Source organism: Pontibacter qinzhouensis (assembly GCF_008017455.1).
Classification (GTDB): Bacteria; Bacteroidota; Bacteroidia; order Cytophagales; family Hymenobacteraceae; genus Pontibacter; species Pontibacter qinzhouensis.
Genome location: NZ_VRTY01000011.1, coordinates 19,522 through 38,248, shown reverse-complemented (window position 1 = coordinate 38,248; position 18,727 = coordinate 19,522). Strand labels below are relative to the sequence as shown.

Here is an 18,727-nt window from a genome sequence, read left to right as displayed (position 1 = left end):
CATTACTATTACACTTTATCCAACACAAAAGCTATCTGCACGATAGGCAGATATAAAAAAGATCCGAACATAATACTCATGGCTGCTTTTTTAGAGCAGGTGCGCATAAGATAAAATGTTTGGGCAAGAAAAAGAACGCCACATACTACAGCTACTAAGGCTGAGGTAGCACCTGTCATACCAAACTGTAGAGGCAACAGGCTTAGTGGAATTAACAGAAGCGTATATATCATAATCTGGATAGCTGTTTTGAGGTTTTTACCACCAGACATAGGCAACATTTTAAAACCGGCTTTTTTATAGTCGTCATCAAGTACCCAGGCGATCGCCCAGAAATGCGGGAACTGCCAGGTGAATTGTATGCCAAACAAAATCCAGGCTTCTACTCCTAATACACCAGTTGCTGCCGCCCAACCAATAAGTGGTGGCATGCCACCTGGTATAGCCCCAACAAATACGCATATAGGACTTATACGCTTCATTGGTGTATAAACAAAACCGTAAAGGACAAGGGATAATAAAGAGAGAAGCGCTGCTAAAGGATTGAAAACAAACCAAAGAATTGCCACACCAGACACGCCGATAAGAGTTCCGAATACAGCAGACTCCAAAACAGATAAACGACCAGTAGGCAATGGCCGCTTTGCTGTGCGTTTCATATGCTTATCCAGATCTTTCTCCAGTATTTGATTAATGATATTGGCAGCCCCCGTTACGAGCATGCCAGCCAAAAATACCAGCCCCACCTGTAGAAATGAGCTATCCATTCGGCCAAGTATAAAGCCTATAGCACTGGAAAAAGCAACTACAAAACTTAACCTGAACTTTAAAAGCTTAAAGTATTCTGTTGCTTTATTTGTCATGAGTAAACAAGACAATATCAGGTTTGATTTCTGTGTGTACATTATCTAACTGCTGCTATTGCCTTTTTTGGTGCTCCTTTAGAAGCATAATTGTAAATGATAATCATAAAGAACTGTACACCGAACAGAACAGTAGCAAGCACAAGGTGCAAAGGCTGCAATACAGGTGGTATAGCAAAATATGCCATTACCACACCTATTGCTATTTCTGCTCCTACTACGATCAGCATCCAGTTACAAAGCAAACTCATGGTATTGTCTTTGAGCTTATACAGTTGGTAAGCTAACCAGCCGTTTAGAGCTAACAATACAATCGAGAATGAACGGTGAATATAAAAAGATCTACCCAACTGCTCAATCCAACTTTCTCTGTTAGTGCCATTCATCATGTAAGCTACTACATCAACATCCTCCCGCACCTGCGTTCCAATTAATATTTGCACAAAAGTAATAGCTGTAACTATCAGGAGCAACATATTGGTACTGGCCGAAAAGTTAAACCGACTTACAAAGGACCTGGCCTGTGACCTCACCAGCATGTACTCCAGCAAAGCAATAAGCACTAATGCCAGCGCCATATGTACGGTTACTGTAACTGGCAGCAAATTAGTTGATACCACGATAGAACCTAACCAGCCTTGAACACCTACCACCAAAAAACTGGTAAAGGCCAGGTAAAATACTACCTTATCTTTTCTTAGATAAGGAATAGAGAAAACGACTGTCAGGAAAATGAAAATACCGATTAAAACACCAACAAGCCTGTTAACATATTCTATCCATGTCTTTGTTACATTAAACTCCGTCTCAATGTACTGACTAGGATGTGCGAATATATTAGCAGCAAGTTCTGTAAATCCGAATTTACTTAACGAGGCAGCTAACCTCTCATTCTTATCTATACGTTTCTGTTTATAAACTTCAAGATAATCAGGAGGTAGTTGACTGACATCAGTTGGAGGAACCCAGCTGCCAAAACACTTTGGCCAGTCTGGGCAACCCATACCTGAACCAGTGCTTCGCACGATTCCTCCAACCAGTATCAGAAAATAAACAGCAACAACTGTTACAATTCCAATTGTTCTAAACCTTTTTTCAGGAAAAGAATTTTTAGTCATTAATGTATTTCTACTCTAAATCTTTCTCATGCGGCAGGTTTGAAGACTGCGTTTCTGAGAAAGGTACTGTTTGAGGAATATAATCTTCCGCGGCACCTGGTTTGCTATAGTCGTAAGGCCATCTGTAAACAGCAGGTATTTCACCTGGCCAGTTACCATGTCCTGGCAACGGAGGAGTTGTCCACTCCAGAGTGTTGGAGTGCCATGGATTCATAGAAGCTCTACGCCCTTTAAAGATGCTATAGATAAAGTTAAAGAGGAAGATAAACTGAGCTCCGAAACCGATGATAGCAGCTATACTAATGAAAGCATTTAAGTCTCCGAACATGCTGAAAGAATCAAAAGTAGTCCAGGAGTAATATCTTCTAGGGAAGCCTGCAATACCAAGGTAGTGCATAGGCATAAACACCAGGTAAACAGCCACAAACGTTAACCAGAAGTGGATATATCCTAATTTCTCATCCATCATGCGGCCAAACATCTTAGGGAACCAGTGGTATACCCCTGTAAACATACCAAAGAATGCTGCAGCTCCCATTACAAGGTGGAAGTGGGCAATTACAAAATAAGTATCGTGCAGGTGAATGTCGAGTGAAGAGTTACCAAGGATAATACCTGTTAAACCACCAGCTATAAACAGCGATACAAAACCAATAGAGAACATCATGGCTGCTGTAAAACGGATATTGCCTCTCCAAAGTGTAGCCAACCAGTTAAATACCTTAACAGCTGAAGGAACTGCAATAATCAGAGTAAGGAACATGAACACAGATCCAAGGAACGGGTTCATACCCGTTACGAACATGTGGTGCGCCCAAACCACAAACGAAAGTAAAGCAATTCCAAGTAATGAACCAATCATGGCTCGGTAACCGAAAATAGGTTTACGCGCGTTGGTCGAGATAACTTCTGACACCATACCGAAGCTAGGCAGAATTACGATATACACCTCTGGGTGACCAAGGAACCAGAACAAGTGCTGGAATAAGATAGGAGAACCACCCGTGTTCGCTAAAGCCTCTCCTGCAATGTAGATGTCAGAAAGGTAAAAGCTGGTGCCAAAGCTTCTGTCAAAAATCAGCAACAAGGCAGCTGAGAAAAGAACAGGGAAAGAAAGTAAGCCAAGTATAGCCGTTAAGAAGAATGACCAGATTGTTAAAGGCATTTTGGTCATTGACATACCTTTAGTGCGCAGGTTAATGACAGTTGTAATGTAATTAACACCACCTAAAAGCTGCGATACAATGAAAAGCGCCATTGCAATAAGCCAAAGCGTCATTCCTGACTTAGAACCTTCAATAGCCTGCGGTAAGGCACTTAATGGAGGGTAAACTGTCCAGCCACCACCTGCAGGACCTGAATCTAAGAAAAGGGAGATAAACAGAATTACGCTGGCCAGGAAGAAGAACCAGAATGAAAGCATGTTCATGAAGCCTGAAGCCATATCGCGCGCACCAATCTGCAACGGAATAAGGAAGTTAAAGAACGTACCGCTTAGACCGGCAGTCAATACAAAGAACACCATAATAGTACCGTGCATGGTCACCATGGCCAGGTAAAACTCCGGGTTTAGTTTACCATTCTCAATCCATCCACCCAGAATAGGTTCCAGAAACGTGAATGTAGCCTCAGGCCAACCTAACTGCAATCGGAACAGAATAGATAAGAAGCCACCTATAAAAGCCCACAGAATACCCATAAAGAGGAACTGCTTCCCAATTACTTTATGGTCCTGGCTAAAGATATACTTCTCAAAGAAATTTTGATCGTGATGATGATCATGCTCATCGTGAGCATGATGTACATCTTTATGAATGGAGATATCTGCACTAGACATAGACAAACGTATTTAAATGCTACAACTCTGATTTTATTTCCTCTGCTTTCTCAGCCTCTTTGCTCATTACTAAACGCTCTTGAGAAGGGTTAGAAAACTTCGCTAATATATCCGGGTTCTGATCAACAAAAGACTTCTGTTGTGCAACCCATTCTTCATAATCCTCGGGTTCATCTACAACTACAATAAAGCGCATTGCAAAGTGACCACGTCCGCAGATTTCCGTACATGCTAACTCATAGTTAAAGTCAGGGTTACCGGTTTTGCTTCGCATGTCATTTGTTGTTTCAGTAGGAACAAACCAGAACTTAGTGGGCATACCAGGCACGGCATCCATTTTAAGTCTGAAATGTGGCATAAATACACTATGTATTACATCTCTGGCTCTGATCTTTAACAACACAGGCTTACCTTTTGGTACGTGCAACTGCATTGGCATAAAGTCGTCCTGCGCATTCGGATCACTGAAGTCTACACCAAGTTCATTTACAGCATCAATTAGTTTATAATCGGCTACACCCAGTTTGCCATCAGCACCCGGATACCGAACAATCCAGTTAAACTGCTTTCCTACTACCTCAATTACCACGGCATCTTCAGGCGCAGCACTTGTAATTTTTGTCCATGTTTTCCAGCCGGCAAATACTAGTAGTGCCATTACAACAGCAGGAATCAAAGTCCACACAATCTCAATCTTATTATTGTGCGGATAGTAATAAGCTCTTTTGTTGTCTTGGTGCTGATACTTGTAAGAATAAACGAACAGTAAAATCTGTGTCAGTACAAATACGATACCGATTACAATCATTGTTGTCCAGAAAAGACTGTCGGTCCATTCTCCGTGAACAGATGCCAGCGGCTGGTTCATTTCATCCCAGTATCTGGCGAAAGACCAGAAGAAAGCGGCTCCACCTACAAATAGGAACAACAATAAGAGTGCACTGTTTACTTTGTTACTTGTTTTAGTAGTACCTGATGCCCGTTGGCTGGAACCTCTGAATATAGAGGCCAATGTACCGATCCGGAATAGCAGGAACAGAACTACGATTAATAGAATTATGGATAAACCAATGGCGAACGTAATCATTATATAACGCTTTTAGTATTGTCTCTATACATGATGGTGAATACTCTCTTCCAGGAATGGGTGGTTCACAGGTACAAGGGACGCTTTAGAAAGGCCTTTTGCAAACGTAAACAGGAACACTCCTAAGAACACAAGTGCTGTACCTACTTCTATGAAGCCAAATCCGGCGTCGCCGCGCATGGTCGCAGGCATCATCATGAGGTAGAAATCTAACCAATGACCAAATAGGATAGCAATAGTAACCAGCTTGAGCATGATCATCTGGCGTTTTGCGTCTCTCGTCATTAACACCAGGAAAGGGAAAGCAAAGTTTATAACCAGGTTAGCGAAGAAAATACCGAGATATTTTCCATCATAACCGCTTAAACGCTCTGTAAAATAAATTACCTCTTCCGGAATATTGGCATACCAGTACAGCATAAACTGTGAGAACCAAATGTAGGTCCAGAAAATAGAGAACGCGAAGCAGAATTTACCCAAGTCATGTAAGTGGTTGGCATTTACCATTTTCAGGTATCCATTCTGCTTTAGGATAATTACTGTTAGCGTAATTGCGGCTAATCCAGATACCCACCAGCTGGCGAATACATACCAACCAAACATGGTACTGAACCAGTGCGTGTCGATTGAAAGTACCCAGTCCCAGGCAGACATAGAAGAAGTTACACCGAAAACCACCAGGAACATAGCCGAAATACGGATACTTTTATGGTAATAGTTTGTGCCTCCTTGTAAATCTTCAGCAATAGAGTTTCTTCTTAACCAGTTGAAGAACAAAATCCATAGCGCAAAATAAACCACCATTCTTATCAGGAAGAATGCGAAGTTCAGGTAAGGCTTCTTACCGTTGATAATAGGGTCGAAGCGTGGATCATTTACATCATAAAGATAGTCATGCGTCCAATGAAAAATATCATGCCCACCTAGCAGGAATACGATCAGCATAACGGCACCACCTATTGGAAGGTAGTAACCTAGAGCCTCAGGAATCCTTTTGATAAGCACTGACCAGCCTGCATAGGCTACATATTGTACCGCCACGAAGAAAACCCCGATCAGGGCTATTCCTGAAAAATACACATTGTTGAGCCACAAGTTCACGTAGAGCCTCTTCACCCAAGTAGCAGGCTCATGGGCAGCAGCTTCGCCATGCGCAGCATCCACGGCATGGTGTTCTCCACCCCATCCCATAGCCATGGCAATAATACCTACTATAAGTAAAACAACACCTATAGCTATCATTAAGAAAAACTTGTTATTTGTTTTCCTCGAAATGATGAGTCTTTCTTCTGTCATTATCCTTTTAAAATTTTGCCTTAGACGTTAGTTATTAGGAGTGTCACTATTTCCTGTGTTGTCTGCTCCAGCCTCAGTGGCTGTGCTTGCCTGATTTGCCTGCTCTTCAGTGGCAATGGCTGTATCTGCCTCGCCAGTCTGAAGCTGCTGCACATACATCACAATTTTCCAGCGTTCAGTTGGGTTCACTTGTGTTCCATGCGGACGCATACGTCCTCTGCCGTTTGTGATTACATGGTAAATATGACCTTCGGGAAGCGTAGCCACACGACCCGCAGTATAAGAAGGAACACCTTTGAATTTTATACCCACTTTACCCTGACCATCTCCTTGCTCGCCATGGCATGGAGAGCAGAAACGGGCGTAAAGTAACTTCCCATCTTCCAGGTTCTGTGTAGTTCTGGCAAGTGGATTTTTTAGCTCAACGCCAGCCACTTCAGCCGTATCAGATGATAGATACATTGTGTACCCCATTTTGCCACGGGCAACAGTACCCTGAGCAGGTTCACGCATGTTAAGGCCACCTGGGTTGTAAAGGCTCGGCTTGATCTGTGAATAAGGCTCTAAAGGAATGGCATTATACATATCAGGAGCATACTCTACGCCCGGGTCTTGCTCATTTTTACAAGCTACCAATGCTGCGGTAGCGAAAAGCAGAGCAGAAGCTTTCAAACCTATTGTAGATAAACTTTTCATTATTTCAGCACCTCCTTCTGGTTAACTTCGATTGCACCGTTTGTCCGAAGCAGGTCATTTAAAGCAGCAAGATCTGTAACACCATCTTTTACTTCAATTGCCATTACAAATTTATCATCTGTAGATCGCTTATCAAAAACAGGCACCTTGGTAGAAGGTTTTAGTTTTGTTACAATAAAGAAGGTGATCACCATACCATGAGCAGCACATAGAACTGTAAGCTCAAATGTTACCGGAATAAAAGATGGTAACGCAATGTGAGGCTTACCACCAATAATCATTGGCCAGTCAAAACCGAGCATCCAAATCTGCATCCAAAGAGCGAATGAAGTACCAAAAAGCCCAAAGAAGAAGGCAGCTATCGGCAGACGGGATCTTTTTATACCTAATACATCATCTATACCGTGTACAGGATAAGGTGAGAAGACTTCATAAATTTTGGTACCTGCAGCCCGTACGTTTTCGATGGCCGTCAGCAGGACATCTTCATCATCGTAGATACCTAGAACAAACTTTTTATTCATTGCTATGAGATGTATTAGAGTTAGAATCCTTTGGAGTGCCATGCATCGTGTTCGTATGACGCTGGTGATGCGGTTTTACCTCTGAAGATGATTTCAGAATGGCTTTTACCTCTGCCATGTTAATTACCGGGAAGAATTTGGCAAACAGCAGGAACAGTGTAAAGAACAAGCCGATAGTACCCACATAAATACCAACGTCGATAATGGTTGGAGAGAACATTGCCCAGGAAGATGGCAGGTAATCGCGGTGCAGGGAAGTAACGATAATTACGAAACGCTCGAACCACATACCGATGTTTACGAAGATCGTGATGATGAACGTAGCTGTCAGGCTTCTGCGGATGCTTCTGAACCAGAATAGCTGCGGCGTGATTACGTTACAGGTCATCATAGACCAGTAAGCCCACCAGTAAGGACCTGTTGCACGGTTAATGAAGGCATACTGTTCGTACTCTACCTGTGAATACCAGGCAATAAAGAACTCTGTGATATAGGCTACACCTACAATAGAACCTGTCAGAATAATTACCTTGTTCATCGATTCGATGTGCTCCAGGGTAATATAATCTTCCAGCTTAAATACCTTTCGGGTAATAATCATCAGGGTTAACACCATGGCAAAACCTGAGAAAATCGCACCTGCCACAAAGTATGGCGGGAAGATAGTGGTGTGCCAGCCTGGAATTACAGATGTTGCAAAGTCAAAAGATACGATGGTGTGTACAGAAAGTACAAGCGGTGTAGCTAAACCAGCCAGAATCAGGGAAACTGTTTCATAACGTGACCAGGCTTTTGCTGAACCAGTCCAGCCGAAAGAAAGAACAGCATAAGCTCGTCTTGCTATTGGCCCTGTAGCACGGTCGCGGATGGTAGCAAAGTCAGGAATCAGACCGATGTACCAGAAAACCAGTGATACTGAGAAGTATGTGGAGATCGCGAACACATCCCAAAGTAGCGGTGAGTTAAAGTTAACCCAAAGCGAACCGTATGTGTTGGGAAGAGGAAGTACCCATAAGGCCATCCAGGGGCGGCCCATGTGCAGTACCGGGAACATGGCCGCGCATATTACCGCGAAAATGGTCATCGCCTCAGCGGCACGGTTAATAGAAGTTCTCCACTTCTGGCGGAACAGCAAAAGGATAGCTGAGATAAGTGTACCGGCGTGACCAATACCTACCCACCATACGAAGTTGGTGATATCCCAGGCCCAACCTACTGTTTTGTTAAGGCCCCACTCCCCTATACCATACCAAAGGGTGCGGTAAACAGAGTAACAAAAAATAGCAAAACCTACCAGGGCAACAGCCAGGGCAATGGCCCAACGCATGTTGGGTCTTGCCTCTACCTGTCTGCAGACATCTTCAGTGATGTCGTGGTATGTTTTCCCCCCCGTTACAAGAGGCTCTCTTATCGGAGATACATGCTGCATAACGCTATCTAAATTTATTTTAAGCTAAGTTTCTAATTTTAGTCAGGTAAGTAACGTTTGGCTGAACGTTGATTTCTTCCAGTACCTGGAAAGCACGCTCGCCTTCTTCTTTGGCCAACACTTGCGAAATTCGGCTTTCAGGATCCAGCATATCACCAAAGATGATCGCATCAGTTGGGCAGGACTGCGCGCAAGCAGAAACGATTTCACCGTCTTTTGGTCTTCTGTTCTCACGTTTCGCCTCAAGCTTACCAAGCTGAACACGCTGCACACAGAAAGAGCATTTCTCCATTACACCTCTTGAACGAACCACCACATCTGGGTTCAACACCATCTTACCGAGGTCGTTGTTCATGTTGTAGTCGAATTTATCGTTGTTGGCGTAAGCAAACCAGTTAAAACGACGCACTTTGTAAGGGCAGTTATTTGCACAGTAACGAGTACCTACGCAACGGTTATAAGCCATCTGGTTGATACCTTCAGAGCTGTGCATGGTAGCGGCAACCGGGCAAACTGTTTCACATGGAGCATGGTTGCAGTGCTGACACATCATCGGCTGGAAGATAACTGAAGGGTTATCAGCCGGATGCTCCATCTCTGCGTAATCTTTCTCCTCGTGCTCCTTCGCGCTGTAATACCTGTCAATGCGCATCCAGTGCATCTCTCGGCGGTTGATTACTTCTGCTTTACCTACTACCGGAATGTTGTTCTCAATATTGCAGCTCAGGGTACAAGCACCGCAACCAATACAGGAATTAAGGTCAATGACCATTCCCCAGTGGTGGTTCTTGTATTCGTAATCATCCCAAAGCGAAACAGTAGCTGGTTTAACAGGGCCATCATGTGTAGTCAGGCGGATGTACGTTGTTACTTTCTTAGGATCGGCCTGATAGTTTGCCAGCGTATTCTCCTGCACTACCAAACGGTCCATGATCGTGTGGTGTGTCTGCATTTGCGCAATTGGAGAAGTAGCGTCTGTCTTCTCAATTTTCACCACGCTGCTGTAGCTTACCGCATTGTTAGCAACCGTTGTGATCGGGAAGGCATTAGCACCTAAGCCTCTTACAACCGGCATAGACTCCAGATCGCGGCCATAACCCATCGCAAGACCAACGGTTCCTGGTGCCTGCCCTGGCTGAACAAGTGCAGGAGCTTCTATAGTCTTACCATTAGCAGTCGTGATTCTCAGCACATCTCCCTGTACCACTTTCATTTCCTCGGCCATTAAACGAGGCATGGTTACATAATTACCCCAGGTCGATTTAGTGATAGGATCACCAGCTTCCTGCAGGTAAGGGTTGTTTACTTCGTAGCCAGGGCCAATTTGTACTTTTTCGTATACAACAGCTTCTATTCCGTTTCCGGCTGCTCTACTGCCAGCAGCACTTGCGGCAGCAGCGGCTGTTATAGTATTGGCAGTGGTGTTTACGCGGAGCATGGTAGCACCTGTCTCCAGCACACCATCATGCACTGCTTTATCCCAGAAGGTATTGAAATCACCTGAAGCTACTTTTCTCCAGTTATTTCTGATATAGTCGTAGTAAGTTGTTGTACTGCCACTCCAGGTAAGCAGGCTGTCCTGCATCTGGCGAGTCTTAAATATCGGGCTGATTACAGGTTGAGCTAAGCTTAGGAAACCTCTTTTCGGCTCGTAATCATTCCACGACTCCAGGTAATTGCTGTCTGGAGCTACAACATCAGCTAATAAAGCTGTTTCGTCTACGCGCTCTGCAAAAGATACCTTCAGACCAACTTTAGTTAATCCGGAGGCTACTCTGTCTGCAAGCGGATGATCGTAGGCAGGGTTTGCATTGTAGAAGAACACGGCACCGATTGTTCCGGCATTCATATCTTCGATAAAACGAAGCATTTGCGCATCGTTACCCTGCTTTACAAAGTAAGGAGCAGCTGTATCGATGGTAGTACCGCCAGCACCTAAGGCTTCGTTAAGAGCAGTTACCATGGTTTGAACACCTGGGTCGTTTGAGCCAGACACCACTAGCGCCTTGCCTTTGTTGGCATTCAGATCTCTAACAGCAGCAGCAAAAGCCTTGCTGTCTACATTTGCAGGAGCGCTTCCACCCTGGCCGGAGATGCTGTTATAAAGAGCCGCTACAAGCGCAGCTTCCTGCGATGGCTTGATAGGCACACGTACATCCGCGTTAGCACCAGTAAGAGAAAGAATCGTCTCGAACTGGTAATGACGCGACATCACCGCACTCTCTTTGGTGATCTTACGGTTCTGGATGTATTGTTTTGCAAAAGGAGTTGGGGCGATCCAGGAACCCAGGAAATCGGCACCAACGCTTACTATAATATTAGCTTTGCTGAAGTCGTAGCCTGGAATGGTACCACCATTCGCGGCAAGCAGAGCAGAAGCAGAATTGGCATCGTAAGTTACGTGCTCAAAGCTTCCGAAGCGCGATCCGAACTCATCAATCAATTGTTTTGTAGAAGGGCTGGCTACGGTAGAAGACACCAGCACAACTTTGCCGTTGATGCCAGAAAGACGTGACGTGATATCACGGTCTACCTGCTCCCACTTGGCTTCTTTGCCTTTTATAAGCGGGTGGCGAAGTCTGTTGTTATCATACACATTTAAAACAGAACCCTGCGCTCTTGGGCTTGTACCCAGTGGCGTAATAGAAGACATCGGGTTCGGCTCGATCTTAATTGGCCGGCCTTCGCGGGTCTTAATCAGGACGCTGTTGTAGTCTCCGTGTGAGAAATAGGTAGAGGCGTACCAGTTGGCAACACCTGGTTCTACATCAACCGGCTTGTTCAGGTAAGGGATCGCTTTTCTAACAGGCGCCTCACAAGAAGCCAGAGTGGCTGCAGCCAGACCAAAGCCAAGAAGCTTTAAGAAATCTCTTCTTGGGGCACTAACCTGCGAAGACTTGCTGTCTGCTGGGGTTTCATTTAACGGCAGGAATTCTGGAAACTCATTATGAGCATGCTTGGCGAACTCCGGAGTATTTTCTAACTCCTCAATTCCTTTCCAGTATTTAATTCTGTCTTGCATAATATATCTAGAGAACTCGGATACTTATATAATTAGATGAATTTGATTAATAGTGACACTTAGAACATTCTGTACCACCATTAGACGCCACTGTGAAAGCTCCCTTAGATGATGCTTCGTGCAGCTTCACCAGGTTGTCGTAATAGCCGTTACCTTTTGTATTCAGAGGAGTTTCGCGGTGACAGTCGATACACCAGCCCATGGTTAATGGAGAGTATTGGTATACCACTTCCATTTCCTGTATAGGTCCGTGGCAAGTCTGGCACTCTACGCCAGCCACTTGTGTGTGCTGTGCGTGGTTAAAGTAGGCAAGATCAGGTAGGTTATGAATGCGCACCCATTCAATTGGCTTGTTGCGCTCCAGTGCGCGGTAAATTTTCTGAATCTCCTGCGACTCTGTTTTAATCTGGCTGTGGCAGTTCATACAGATGTTGGCAGAAGGAATACTGGCACTCTTGCTTTCGTACACGGTTGTGTGGCAGTAGTTACAGTTAATCTCGTGCTCACCGGCGTGCAGGGCGTGCGAGAAGGCGATTGGCTGACGTGGCTGGTATCCTTGCTGAATACCGATACCCATCATCTTATCAAGCCCCAGGTCGATTAACACCACCACAAAGATCAGAGCTACAATAGTACGAACGGCACTGGATTTATAAACTTTAGAGAGGTCGAAACGCTGGTTAACTATTTCGTCGTCGTACTCATCAAGTTTCTTGTTCTTGTTCAGGTAGTTCTTCAGAATAGAAGAAATCAGCAATAGGGTTACTACCAGCACAATAAGCACTACAATAAGCACAACCAGAATAATATCGAGGTATCCACCAATGGCGCCAATGGCCTGGTCGCCTACTGGCTGCGTTCCATCTGCCACGGCAGCATCAGTACCACCTGCAGGAGCGGCATCTACACCAGACTCAATATAAGTTATGATAGACTTGATCTCGTCATCAGAGAAGGCAAAAGAAGGCATGGCCTGCTTGTTGTACTGCTCATACACAGCAACAGCCTGCGCATCGCCAGACTGAATAAGCGCCTGGGAGTTTCTGATCCACTTAATTAACCATGATTCGCTGTGTCGCTGACTCATGCCCTGCAAACCAGGGCCAACTACAACATCGCCTCCGGCAGAGTGACAAGCCGCACAGTTGTTTTTGAAAAGAGACTGGCCTGCGCTGATGACAGCAGGATCGCCAGCAGCGCCGGCATCAGATGCAGTTGCCACAGCTCCGGGCTCTACCCCCTTAGTAGCTATATCTGCCTGGTCGCTAGCCTGAGCCCACGCACCGAAAGAAACGGTAACGGCAAATAAAAAGGCAATAAGAAATTTGGTTTTTGCTTTAAGTATACAGCTAATCATAGCCAAGATAACTTGTTTAGTAGATGGTGAAAATACTTATGGGCACAAATCTACTATGCGAATTCCATTAATCAAATATAAATAACTGTATTTTTCCCCTACTTTTCGGTTATTGTGCCCGATATCATTTCTCCTTTAATATTCTTTTTATAAATACCTTACACCCTTATTTATTTATATTAATTCTAAATAACAGTTATCAATCCTGATATCTCTCTTTTAAAAAACCAACATAAATCATATTTGCACAAATTATCAGGCCGACCCATAAATTATATTCTGATGAAGCCGTTTAGAAAATTGCACTTTTCTTATGCTCTTGATTTTTTTCCACCTCAATTCATCATTAGCTGCAATGTTAAGCTTAGACTTTTGCGCCGAAATTTTTACAAATGAAACGTTACCTATATATTAAGGTGTATGCCGTTTCTGCTACCTCTGAAACCAGGTTGTAGATTTGCTGCTACCAGAGAATTTTGGAGAGTTGATGTCAATAATTTTAGTTCGGTTATAGAAAGTGCTTGTAATACAAAAATATAAGTCCTAAATTTGCAGGCTAAATTCAAAAAATTCTCATACACAAATGGAATTAAAAAATTACGAAACGATCTTCATCCTGACCCCGTTGCTGAACGAGGTGCAGATGCAAGAAACGGTCGAGAAGTTCAGACAGGTGCTTAAGGAAAATAGCGCCGACATTATCCACGAAGAGAACTGGGGTCTGCGTAAACTGGCTTATCCAATCCAGAAAAAATCGACAGGCTTTTACCACCTCATCGAGTTTGCTGCTCCTACTACTGTTGTAGATGCACTTGAGCTGGCTTATCGCCGTGATGAAAAAGTTGTTCGCTTCTTAACTACTGCCCTTGATAAGCATGCTCTTGCTTACAACGAGCGCAGAAGAAAAGGCGAATTTAAGTCACAAGCTAAAAAAGAGGAGGTTAAAGCATCATGAGCTTAGTTAACGAGAAAGTACACAAGCAGGAGAACCGCCAGAAATACTGCCGATTCAAAAAAAGCGGTATTAAATACATCGATTACAAAGACGGTAACTTTTTACTTAAATTTGTAAACGAGCAAGGTAAAATCCTTCCTAGAAGATTAACAGGTACAAGCCTGAAATTTCAGCGCAAAGTATCGCAGGCGGTTGCAAGAGCAAGACACCTTGCTATTTTGCCTTATGTAACTGATTCTTTAAAATAAGGAGGAACTGAGCAATGGAAATTATATTAAAAGATGACGTGAAAGGCGTAGGTTTCAAGAACGATATCGTATCTGTGAAGCCTGGTTTTGGCCGTAACTTCCTGATCCCGCAAGGGCTGGCTGTTCTTGCCAACACATCTAACAAAAAAGTAGTAGCTGAGAACATCCGTCAGGCTGCTCACAAAGCTGATAAAATTAAGAACGACGCGCAGGAACTGGCTAACAGCATCGGTGAAGTAATGCTTGAAATACCGGCTAAAGTTGGTGAGACCGGCAAAATCTTCGGTTCTGTTACAACACTTCAAGTGTCTGATGCCCTTAAAGCAAAAGGCTTTGACGTAGACCGTAAGCGTATCTCTTTCGATCAGGAAGTGAAAACAGCTGGTGAGTACACTGCTACACTTATCTTACACAAAGAAGTAAAGCACCAGGTACGTTTCAACGTAGTGGCTGCCTAAGTTATAGCAATCATTTTAAAAAAGCGTTCTGCCCAACAAGGCAGAACGCTTTTTTTATGCCCCTACCCCATAAAGCACGCTTGCCGACCCTTGACCCAAAACAGGCAAAAAATCTTCTGAAGGGCTTTTTGATTGGAATAATTTGGTTGTTGATCGCTGATTGTTGGTTGCTGATTGTTAATTGTTAAATGGCTTAATTGTTAAATGGTTGATTTCTACACATGAAAGTGTGCTATATCATTTGTTCATGCTGATCAGAGCATTCGAACCGGCAGATCAGAACGATCTTTCGGAGAGGCTGCAGCAACTCTGCTTCAAAGGAGCATGAGATAAGTAGCTTCCGCTTGAACATGCTGGTTAAACCCTTGAGCATATTTAGCTTAAAAACCTTCCGGAGGCTTATTTCATTAGAATAATTCTGAATTGCCTGCCTCATGAGATTGTAGTATCTTTGAAATGAAGCAAAACACGTACTACTACCTAAACCTAACTTCGGAAAAACTACCTATGCGAAAATCTATTGTTCGTTATGGCGCACTGCTTGCAGTCCCCGCCTTTACTATTTTGGCAACAACAAACTGCGTGAACAAATCGACACAGACCACCCCCGACACCAGCACAACTGCTGTTACTGACACAACGGCTCCAGCAGTACAGAACCTACTAGTAGCCGACTGGGCCGGACCTTATGGCGGTGTACCACCTTTCGACCACGTGCAGATTAGCCTGTTTAAGCCAGCTCTGGAAACAGCTATGGCCGAAAACCTGGCCGAAATTGACAACATTGCTGCTGACCCGGCTGCTCCTAACTTCGAGAACACCATAGCGGCTCTGGAACGGGCTGGTCAGGCCATGAACCGCGTGCGCACCATCTACGGCATCTGGAGCTCTAACATGAACGGCCCCGAATTTCAGGTAATTGAAAGAGAGATGGCCCCTAAACTTTCTGCTTACTCTGATAAAATAACGCAAAACGAAGCCCTGTTCAAACGCATCGAGGCAGTTTATAATTCCCCTGACAAAGCACAACTTAGTGCAGAGCAGCAGCGGCTTACCTGGAACTACTACAACAACTTTGTACGCTCAGGTGCCCGGCTCGATGCTCAGGCCAAAGAGCGCCTATCGGCAATAAATCAGGAGCTGGCAGGCCTTTTCACCAACTTCAGCCAGAACGTGCTGGCCGACGAAACAGATTATGTGCTGGAACTGCAGAACGATGCCGACCTGGCTGGTTTGCCAGCCTCGCTGCGAGAAGCGGCTGCAGGGGCAGCTAAAACCAAAAACAGCAAGGCCTCTTACGTTATCACCAACACCCGCTCCTCCATCGATCCCTTCCTGACTTACTCCGATCGTCGTGATCTGCGCGAAAAGGCCTGGAAAATGTTTGTTGACCGGGGCGACAATGGTGGTGAACACGACAATAACGCCATCATTTCAGAAATTCTAAGATTAAGGGCGGAACGTGCCAAGTTATTAGGCTACAAAACACACGCGCACTGGCGCCTTGAGAACACCATGGCCAAAACGCCGGAACGCGCTTTAGAACTGATGGAAGCCGTTTGGACACCTGCCATTGCCCGTGTGCGCGAAGAAGTAGCCGATATGCAGGCATTAGCAAAAAAAGAAGGAGCCAACATAAAAATTGAGCCCTGGGATTACCGCTACTACGCCGAAAAGGTACGAAAAGCGCGATACGACCTCGACCAGAACGAGGTAAAAGAATATCTGCAACTGGAGAAGCTGCGCGAAGGCATGTTCTGGGTAGCAGGCGAGCTTTTCGATTTCGACTTCACTCCCGTTACAGATGTACCGGTTTACCACCCCGATGTGCGCGTATGGGAAGTGAAGAACAAAATCACCGGCCAGCATATCGGCCTGTGGTACTTCGACCCGTATGCCCGCGCCGGCAAGCGCTCCGGTGCCTGGATGAACGCCTACCGCCGCCAGCACAGGCTGGATGGCAACACCGCCACCATTGTATCGAACAACTCGAACTTCGTGAAAGGCAAAGAAGGCGAGCCTGTGCTTATCTCCTGGGACGATGCTAACACCCTGTTCCACGAGTTCGGTCATGCCCTGCATGGTCTTTCCTCTAACGTAACCTACCCGTCGTTATCGGGTACTGCCGTGGTGCGCGACTATGTAGAATTCCCGTCGCAGTTGCTGGAGCATTGGCTCTCTACGCCGGAGGTACTGCAACGCTTTGCCGTACATTACCAAACAGGCAAGCCGATTCCGCAGAACCTCGTGGACCGCATAGAAAAAGCTTCTACCTTTAACGAAGGTTTCGAAACGACTGAGTATTTATCGAGTGCCCTTATCGACATGAAACTTCACCTGGCCGGAGATCAGAAAATTGATGCCGATGCTTTTGAGCGCGAAACACTAGCTGCGCTGGGTATGCCTTCTGAAATTGTGATGCGCCACCGCACGCCACAGTTCATGCACGTGTTCTCCAGCGATGGCTACTCGGCCGGCTACTACAGCTACCTTTGGTCTGATGTACTGACGGCCGATGCTTACGGAGCCTTTACAGAAGGCAGTGGCCCTTACGACAAAGCCGTAGCCAAGCGTCTGCAGCAGCATATTTTCTCGGTAGGCAACACCATCGATCCGGCCGAAGGTTACCGTGCCTTCCGTGGCCGCGACCCGAAAGTGGAAGCACTTATGCGTAAGCGTGGTTTCCCGGTAAAAGGAGAAGCAACTAAAAAAGCACCTGCCAGAAAAAAGTAACTCCAGGCTTTACATATTTTAGTATAACAGATCAGGCTGGCAAATTTGTCAGCCTGATCTGTTTATGATATCTTTCCTGTATGATGTTCCGCACCGAAGTTTCGATTAAAGCATCGCAGCTCAACCTGCCCCACCAGTCAGAAGTTGTGACCATCGGCTCGTGTTTTGCTGAAGTAATTGGCCAAAAGCTGCTTCAAAACAAAGTACCGGCACTGGTAAACCCTTTTGGCACTATCTTTAACCCGCTATCGGCGTGCCTGTTGCTGGAAATAGCCTGTGGCAAAACCTATGATTTTGAGCAGCACCTGGTGCAGCACAATGGTGTCTGGTACGCCTACGACCTGCACTCTGCGCTCTCCTCTCCTTCTAAAGAAGAATTGCTGCACATCATTGAACAAAAACTACAGGAAACACACGATCAACTCCAAAGAGCTTCGCTGCTGATTATGACCTGGGGAACCGCCGTGAGCTACCGCCTTACCGCCACCGGGGCAGTAGTGGCCAACTGCCACAAGCTCCCGGCCAGGCAGTTTACCCGGCTGCTGCTCAACCCCTCCGAAATAACTGATGCTTTTAACCAGATGCTGCCACGCCTGCAGCAGCTGAACCCTACTCTACAACTACTTTTAACGGTGAGCCCGGTGCGCCACACCAAAGAGACCCTGGAGATCAACAGCGTGAGCAAAGCTATTCTGCGGCTGGCTACGCATCAGCTAACAGAGGCGCACGAGCAGGTGCAGTACTTCCCGGCTTACGAGATCATGCTCGATGATTTGCGAGACTACAGGTTTTACAAGTCTGACCTGGTGCACCCTACTGATATGGCCGAAGATTACATCTGGCAGAAATTCGTCTCAGCTTATTTCGATGAGGGTTTCCAGGCGTTTCTGCCGGAGTGGGAGAAGATAAAACGAGCCCTGGCCCACAAAGCTTTTCATCCGGTATCGGCTGCACACCAGCAGTTCCTGAAGGCCACTTTGCAGCAGCTACGGCAGCTGGAGCAGAAACACCACCTTAACTGCTCCGCAGAAGCCGCACAGCTACAGGCGCAACTCCTGTAAGCCTGCTGCATACCAGCGCCAGCTGAAGATCGCCTGTTACCTT

At 45.4% G+C, this 18,727-nt stretch carries 15 protein-coding genes; 5 read left to right on the top strand and 10 right to left on the bottom strand.

Annotated features, from left to right (window positions below):
• Positions 1 to 8 precede the first annotated feature (8 nt).
• Genes cyoE through FVR03_RS04445 form a run of 10 tightly spaced genes read right to left on the bottom strand, consistent with a single transcriptional unit; the run spans position 9 to position 13,229 of the window.
• A complete protein-coding gene (gene cyoE, locus FVR03_RS04490) occupies positions 9 to 863 on the bottom strand; it encodes a heme o synthase (RefSeq protein ID WP_255474053.1) in 855 nt (284 codons plus the stop codon).
• Between the two features lie 41 nt (positions 864 to 904).
• On the bottom strand, positions 905 to 1,981 hold the full coding sequence (locus FVR03_RS04485; RefSeq protein WP_147920570.1) for a COX15/CtaA family protein: 1,077 nt from the start codon (positions 1,979 to 1,981) through the stop codon (positions 905 to 907).
• Between the two features lie 10 nt (positions 1,982 to 1,991).
• Complete coding sequence (locus tag FVR03_RS04480; protein ID WP_147920569.1) at positions 1,992 to 3,818, bottom strand: cytochrome c oxidase subunit I; 1,827 nt, start codon at positions 3,816 to 3,818, stop codon at positions 1,992 to 1,994.
• A 19-nt stretch (positions 3,819 to 3,837) separates the two neighbouring features.
• The gene (locus FVR03_RS04475) at positions 3,838 to 4,905 is read right to left on the bottom strand and encodes a cytochrome c oxidase subunit II (protein ID WP_147920568.1); all 1,068 of its coding nucleotides are present in this window, start codon (positions 4,903 to 4,905) and stop codon (positions 3,838 to 3,840) included.
• A 24-nt stretch (positions 4,906 to 4,929) separates the two neighbouring features.
• Entirely contained in the window at positions 4,930 to 6,201 is a 1,272-nt protein-coding gene (locus tag FVR03_RS04470; protein ID WP_147920567.1) for a quinol:cytochrome C oxidoreductase, read from the bottom strand.
• Positions 6,202 to 6,228: 27 nt separating this feature from the next.
• A complete protein-coding gene (locus tag FVR03_RS04465) occupies positions 6,229 to 6,897 on the bottom strand; it encodes a c-type cytochrome (protein WP_147920566.1) in 669 nt (222 codons plus the stop codon).
• Positions 6,897 to 7,421 (bottom strand): DUF3341 domain-containing protein, encoded by a 525-nt coding sequence (locus tag FVR03_RS04460; protein ID WP_147920565.1) that lies wholly within the window; start codon positions 7,419 to 7,421, stop codon positions 6,897 to 6,899. The genes FVR03_RS04465 and FVR03_RS04460 overlap by 1 nt, the downstream gene beginning before the upstream one ends.
• Positions 7,414 to 8,850 carry an NrfD/PsrC family molybdoenzyme membrane anchor subunit gene (gene nrfD / locus FVR03_RS04455; protein WP_147920564.1) on the bottom strand — a complete coding sequence of 479 codons (1,437 nt, stop codon included), beginning with the start codon at positions 8,848 to 8,850 and terminating at the stop codon, positions 7,414 to 7,416. Before nrfD ends, FVR03_RS04460 begins: the two co-directional genes overlap by 8 nt.
• 19 nt (positions 8,851 to 8,869) lie before the next feature.
• Positions 8,870 to 11,872: a TAT-variant-translocated molybdopterin oxidoreductase gene (locus FVR03_RS04450; protein ID WP_147920563.1), complete on the bottom strand. Its 3,003-nt coding sequence runs from the start codon at positions 11,870 to 11,872 to the stop codon at positions 8,870 to 8,872.
• A gap of 46 nt (positions 11,873 to 11,918) precedes the next feature.
• Complete coding sequence (locus tag FVR03_RS04445; RefSeq protein WP_147920562.1) at positions 11,919 to 13,229, bottom strand: c-type cytochrome; 1,311 nt, start codon at positions 13,227 to 13,229, stop codon at positions 11,919 to 11,921.
• Positions 13,230 to 13,812: 583 nt separating this feature from the next.
• Here FVR03_RS04445 and rpsF point away from each other — a divergent pair.
• From rpsF to FVR03_RS04420, 5 genes are all read left to right on the top strand, one after another.
• A complete protein-coding gene (gene rpsF, locus FVR03_RS04440; protein WP_147920561.1) occupies positions 13,813 to 14,184 on the top strand; it encodes a 30S ribosomal protein S6 in 372 nt (123 codons plus the stop codon).
• Positions 14,181 to 14,432, top strand: coding sequence for a 30S ribosomal protein S18 (rpsR, locus tag FVR03_RS04435; RefSeq protein WP_092104663.1), 252 nt, complete (start codon positions 14,181 to 14,183; stop codon positions 14,430 to 14,432). Before rpsF ends, rpsR begins: the two co-directional genes overlap by 4 nt.
• A 14-nt stretch (positions 14,433 to 14,446) precedes the next feature.
• Complete coding sequence (rplI, locus tag FVR03_RS04430) at positions 14,447 to 14,890, top strand: 50S ribosomal protein L9 (protein ID WP_147920560.1); 444 nt, start codon at positions 14,447 to 14,449, stop codon at positions 14,888 to 14,890.
• A gap of 507 nt (positions 14,891 to 15,397) precedes the next feature.
• Positions 15,398 to 17,623 carry a M3 family metallopeptidase gene (locus FVR03_RS04425; RefSeq protein ID WP_147920559.1) on the top strand — a complete coding sequence of 742 codons (2,226 nt, stop codon included), beginning with the start codon at positions 15,398 to 15,400 and terminating at the stop codon, positions 17,621 to 17,623.
• 80 nt (positions 17,624 to 17,703) lie between these two features.
• A complete protein-coding gene (locus FVR03_RS04420) occupies positions 17,704 to 18,684 on the top strand; it encodes a GSCFA domain-containing protein (RefSeq protein WP_255474052.1) in 981 nt (326 codons plus the stop codon).
• The last annotated feature ends 43 nt before the right edge of the window (positions 18,685 to 18,727 follow it).

Excerpts from the sequence above, each read along its gene's own strand:
- cyoE (WP_255474053.1), bottom strand. The coding sequence starts at position 863 with ATGACAAATAAAGCAACAGAATACTTTAAGCTTTTAAAGTTCAGGTTA.
- FVR03_RS04485 (WP_147920570.1), bottom strand. The coding sequence starts at position 1,981 with ATGACTAAAAATTCTTTTCCTGAAAAAAGGTTTAGAACAATTGGAATT.
- FVR03_RS04480 (WP_147920569.1), bottom strand. The coding sequence starts at position 3,818 with ATGTCTAGTGCAGATATCTCCATTCATAAAGATGTACATCATGCTCAC.
- FVR03_RS04475 (WP_147920568.1), bottom strand. The coding sequence starts at position 4,905 with ATGATTACGTTCGCCATTGGTTTATCCATAATTCTATTAATCGTAGTT.
- FVR03_RS04470 (WP_147920567.1), bottom strand. The coding sequence starts at position 6,201 with ATGACAGAAGAAAGACTCATCATTTCGAGGAAAACAAATAACAAGTTT.
- FVR03_RS04465 (WP_147920566.1), bottom strand. The coding sequence starts at position 6,897 with ATGAAAAGTTTATCTACAATAGGTTTGAAAGCTTCTGCTCTGCTTTTC.
- FVR03_RS04460 (WP_147920565.1), bottom strand. The coding sequence starts at position 7,421 with ATGAATAAAAAGTTTGTTCTAGGTATCTACGATGATGAAGATGTCCTG.
- nrfD (WP_147920564.1), bottom strand. The coding sequence starts at position 8,850 with ATGCAGCATGTATCTCCGATAAGAGAGCCTCTTGTAACGGGGGGGAAA.
- FVR03_RS04450 (WP_147920563.1), bottom strand. The coding sequence starts at position 11,872 with ATGCAAGACAGAATTAAATACTGGAAAGGAATTGAGGAGTTAGAAAAT.
- FVR03_RS04445 (WP_147920562.1), bottom strand. The coding sequence starts at position 13,229 with ATGATTAGCTGTATACTTAAAGCAAAAACCAAATTTCTTATTGCCTTT.
- rpsF (WP_147920561.1), top strand. The coding sequence starts at position 13,813 with ATGGAATTAAAAAATTACGAAACGATCTTCATCCTGACCCCGTTGCTG.
- rpsR (WP_092104663.1), top strand. The coding sequence starts at position 14,181 with ATGAGCTTAGTTAACGAGAAAGTACACAAGCAGGAGAACCGCCAGAAA.
- rplI (WP_147920560.1), top strand. The coding sequence starts at position 14,447 with ATGGAAATTATATTAAAAGATGACGTGAAAGGCGTAGGTTTCAAGAAC.
- FVR03_RS04425 (WP_147920559.1), top strand. The coding sequence starts at position 15,398 with ATGCGAAAATCTATTGTTCGTTATGGCGCACTGCTTGCAGTCCCCGCC.
- FVR03_RS04420 (WP_255474052.1), top strand. The coding sequence starts at position 17,704 with ATGATGTTCCGCACCGAAGTTTCGATTAAAGCATCGCAGCTCAACCTG.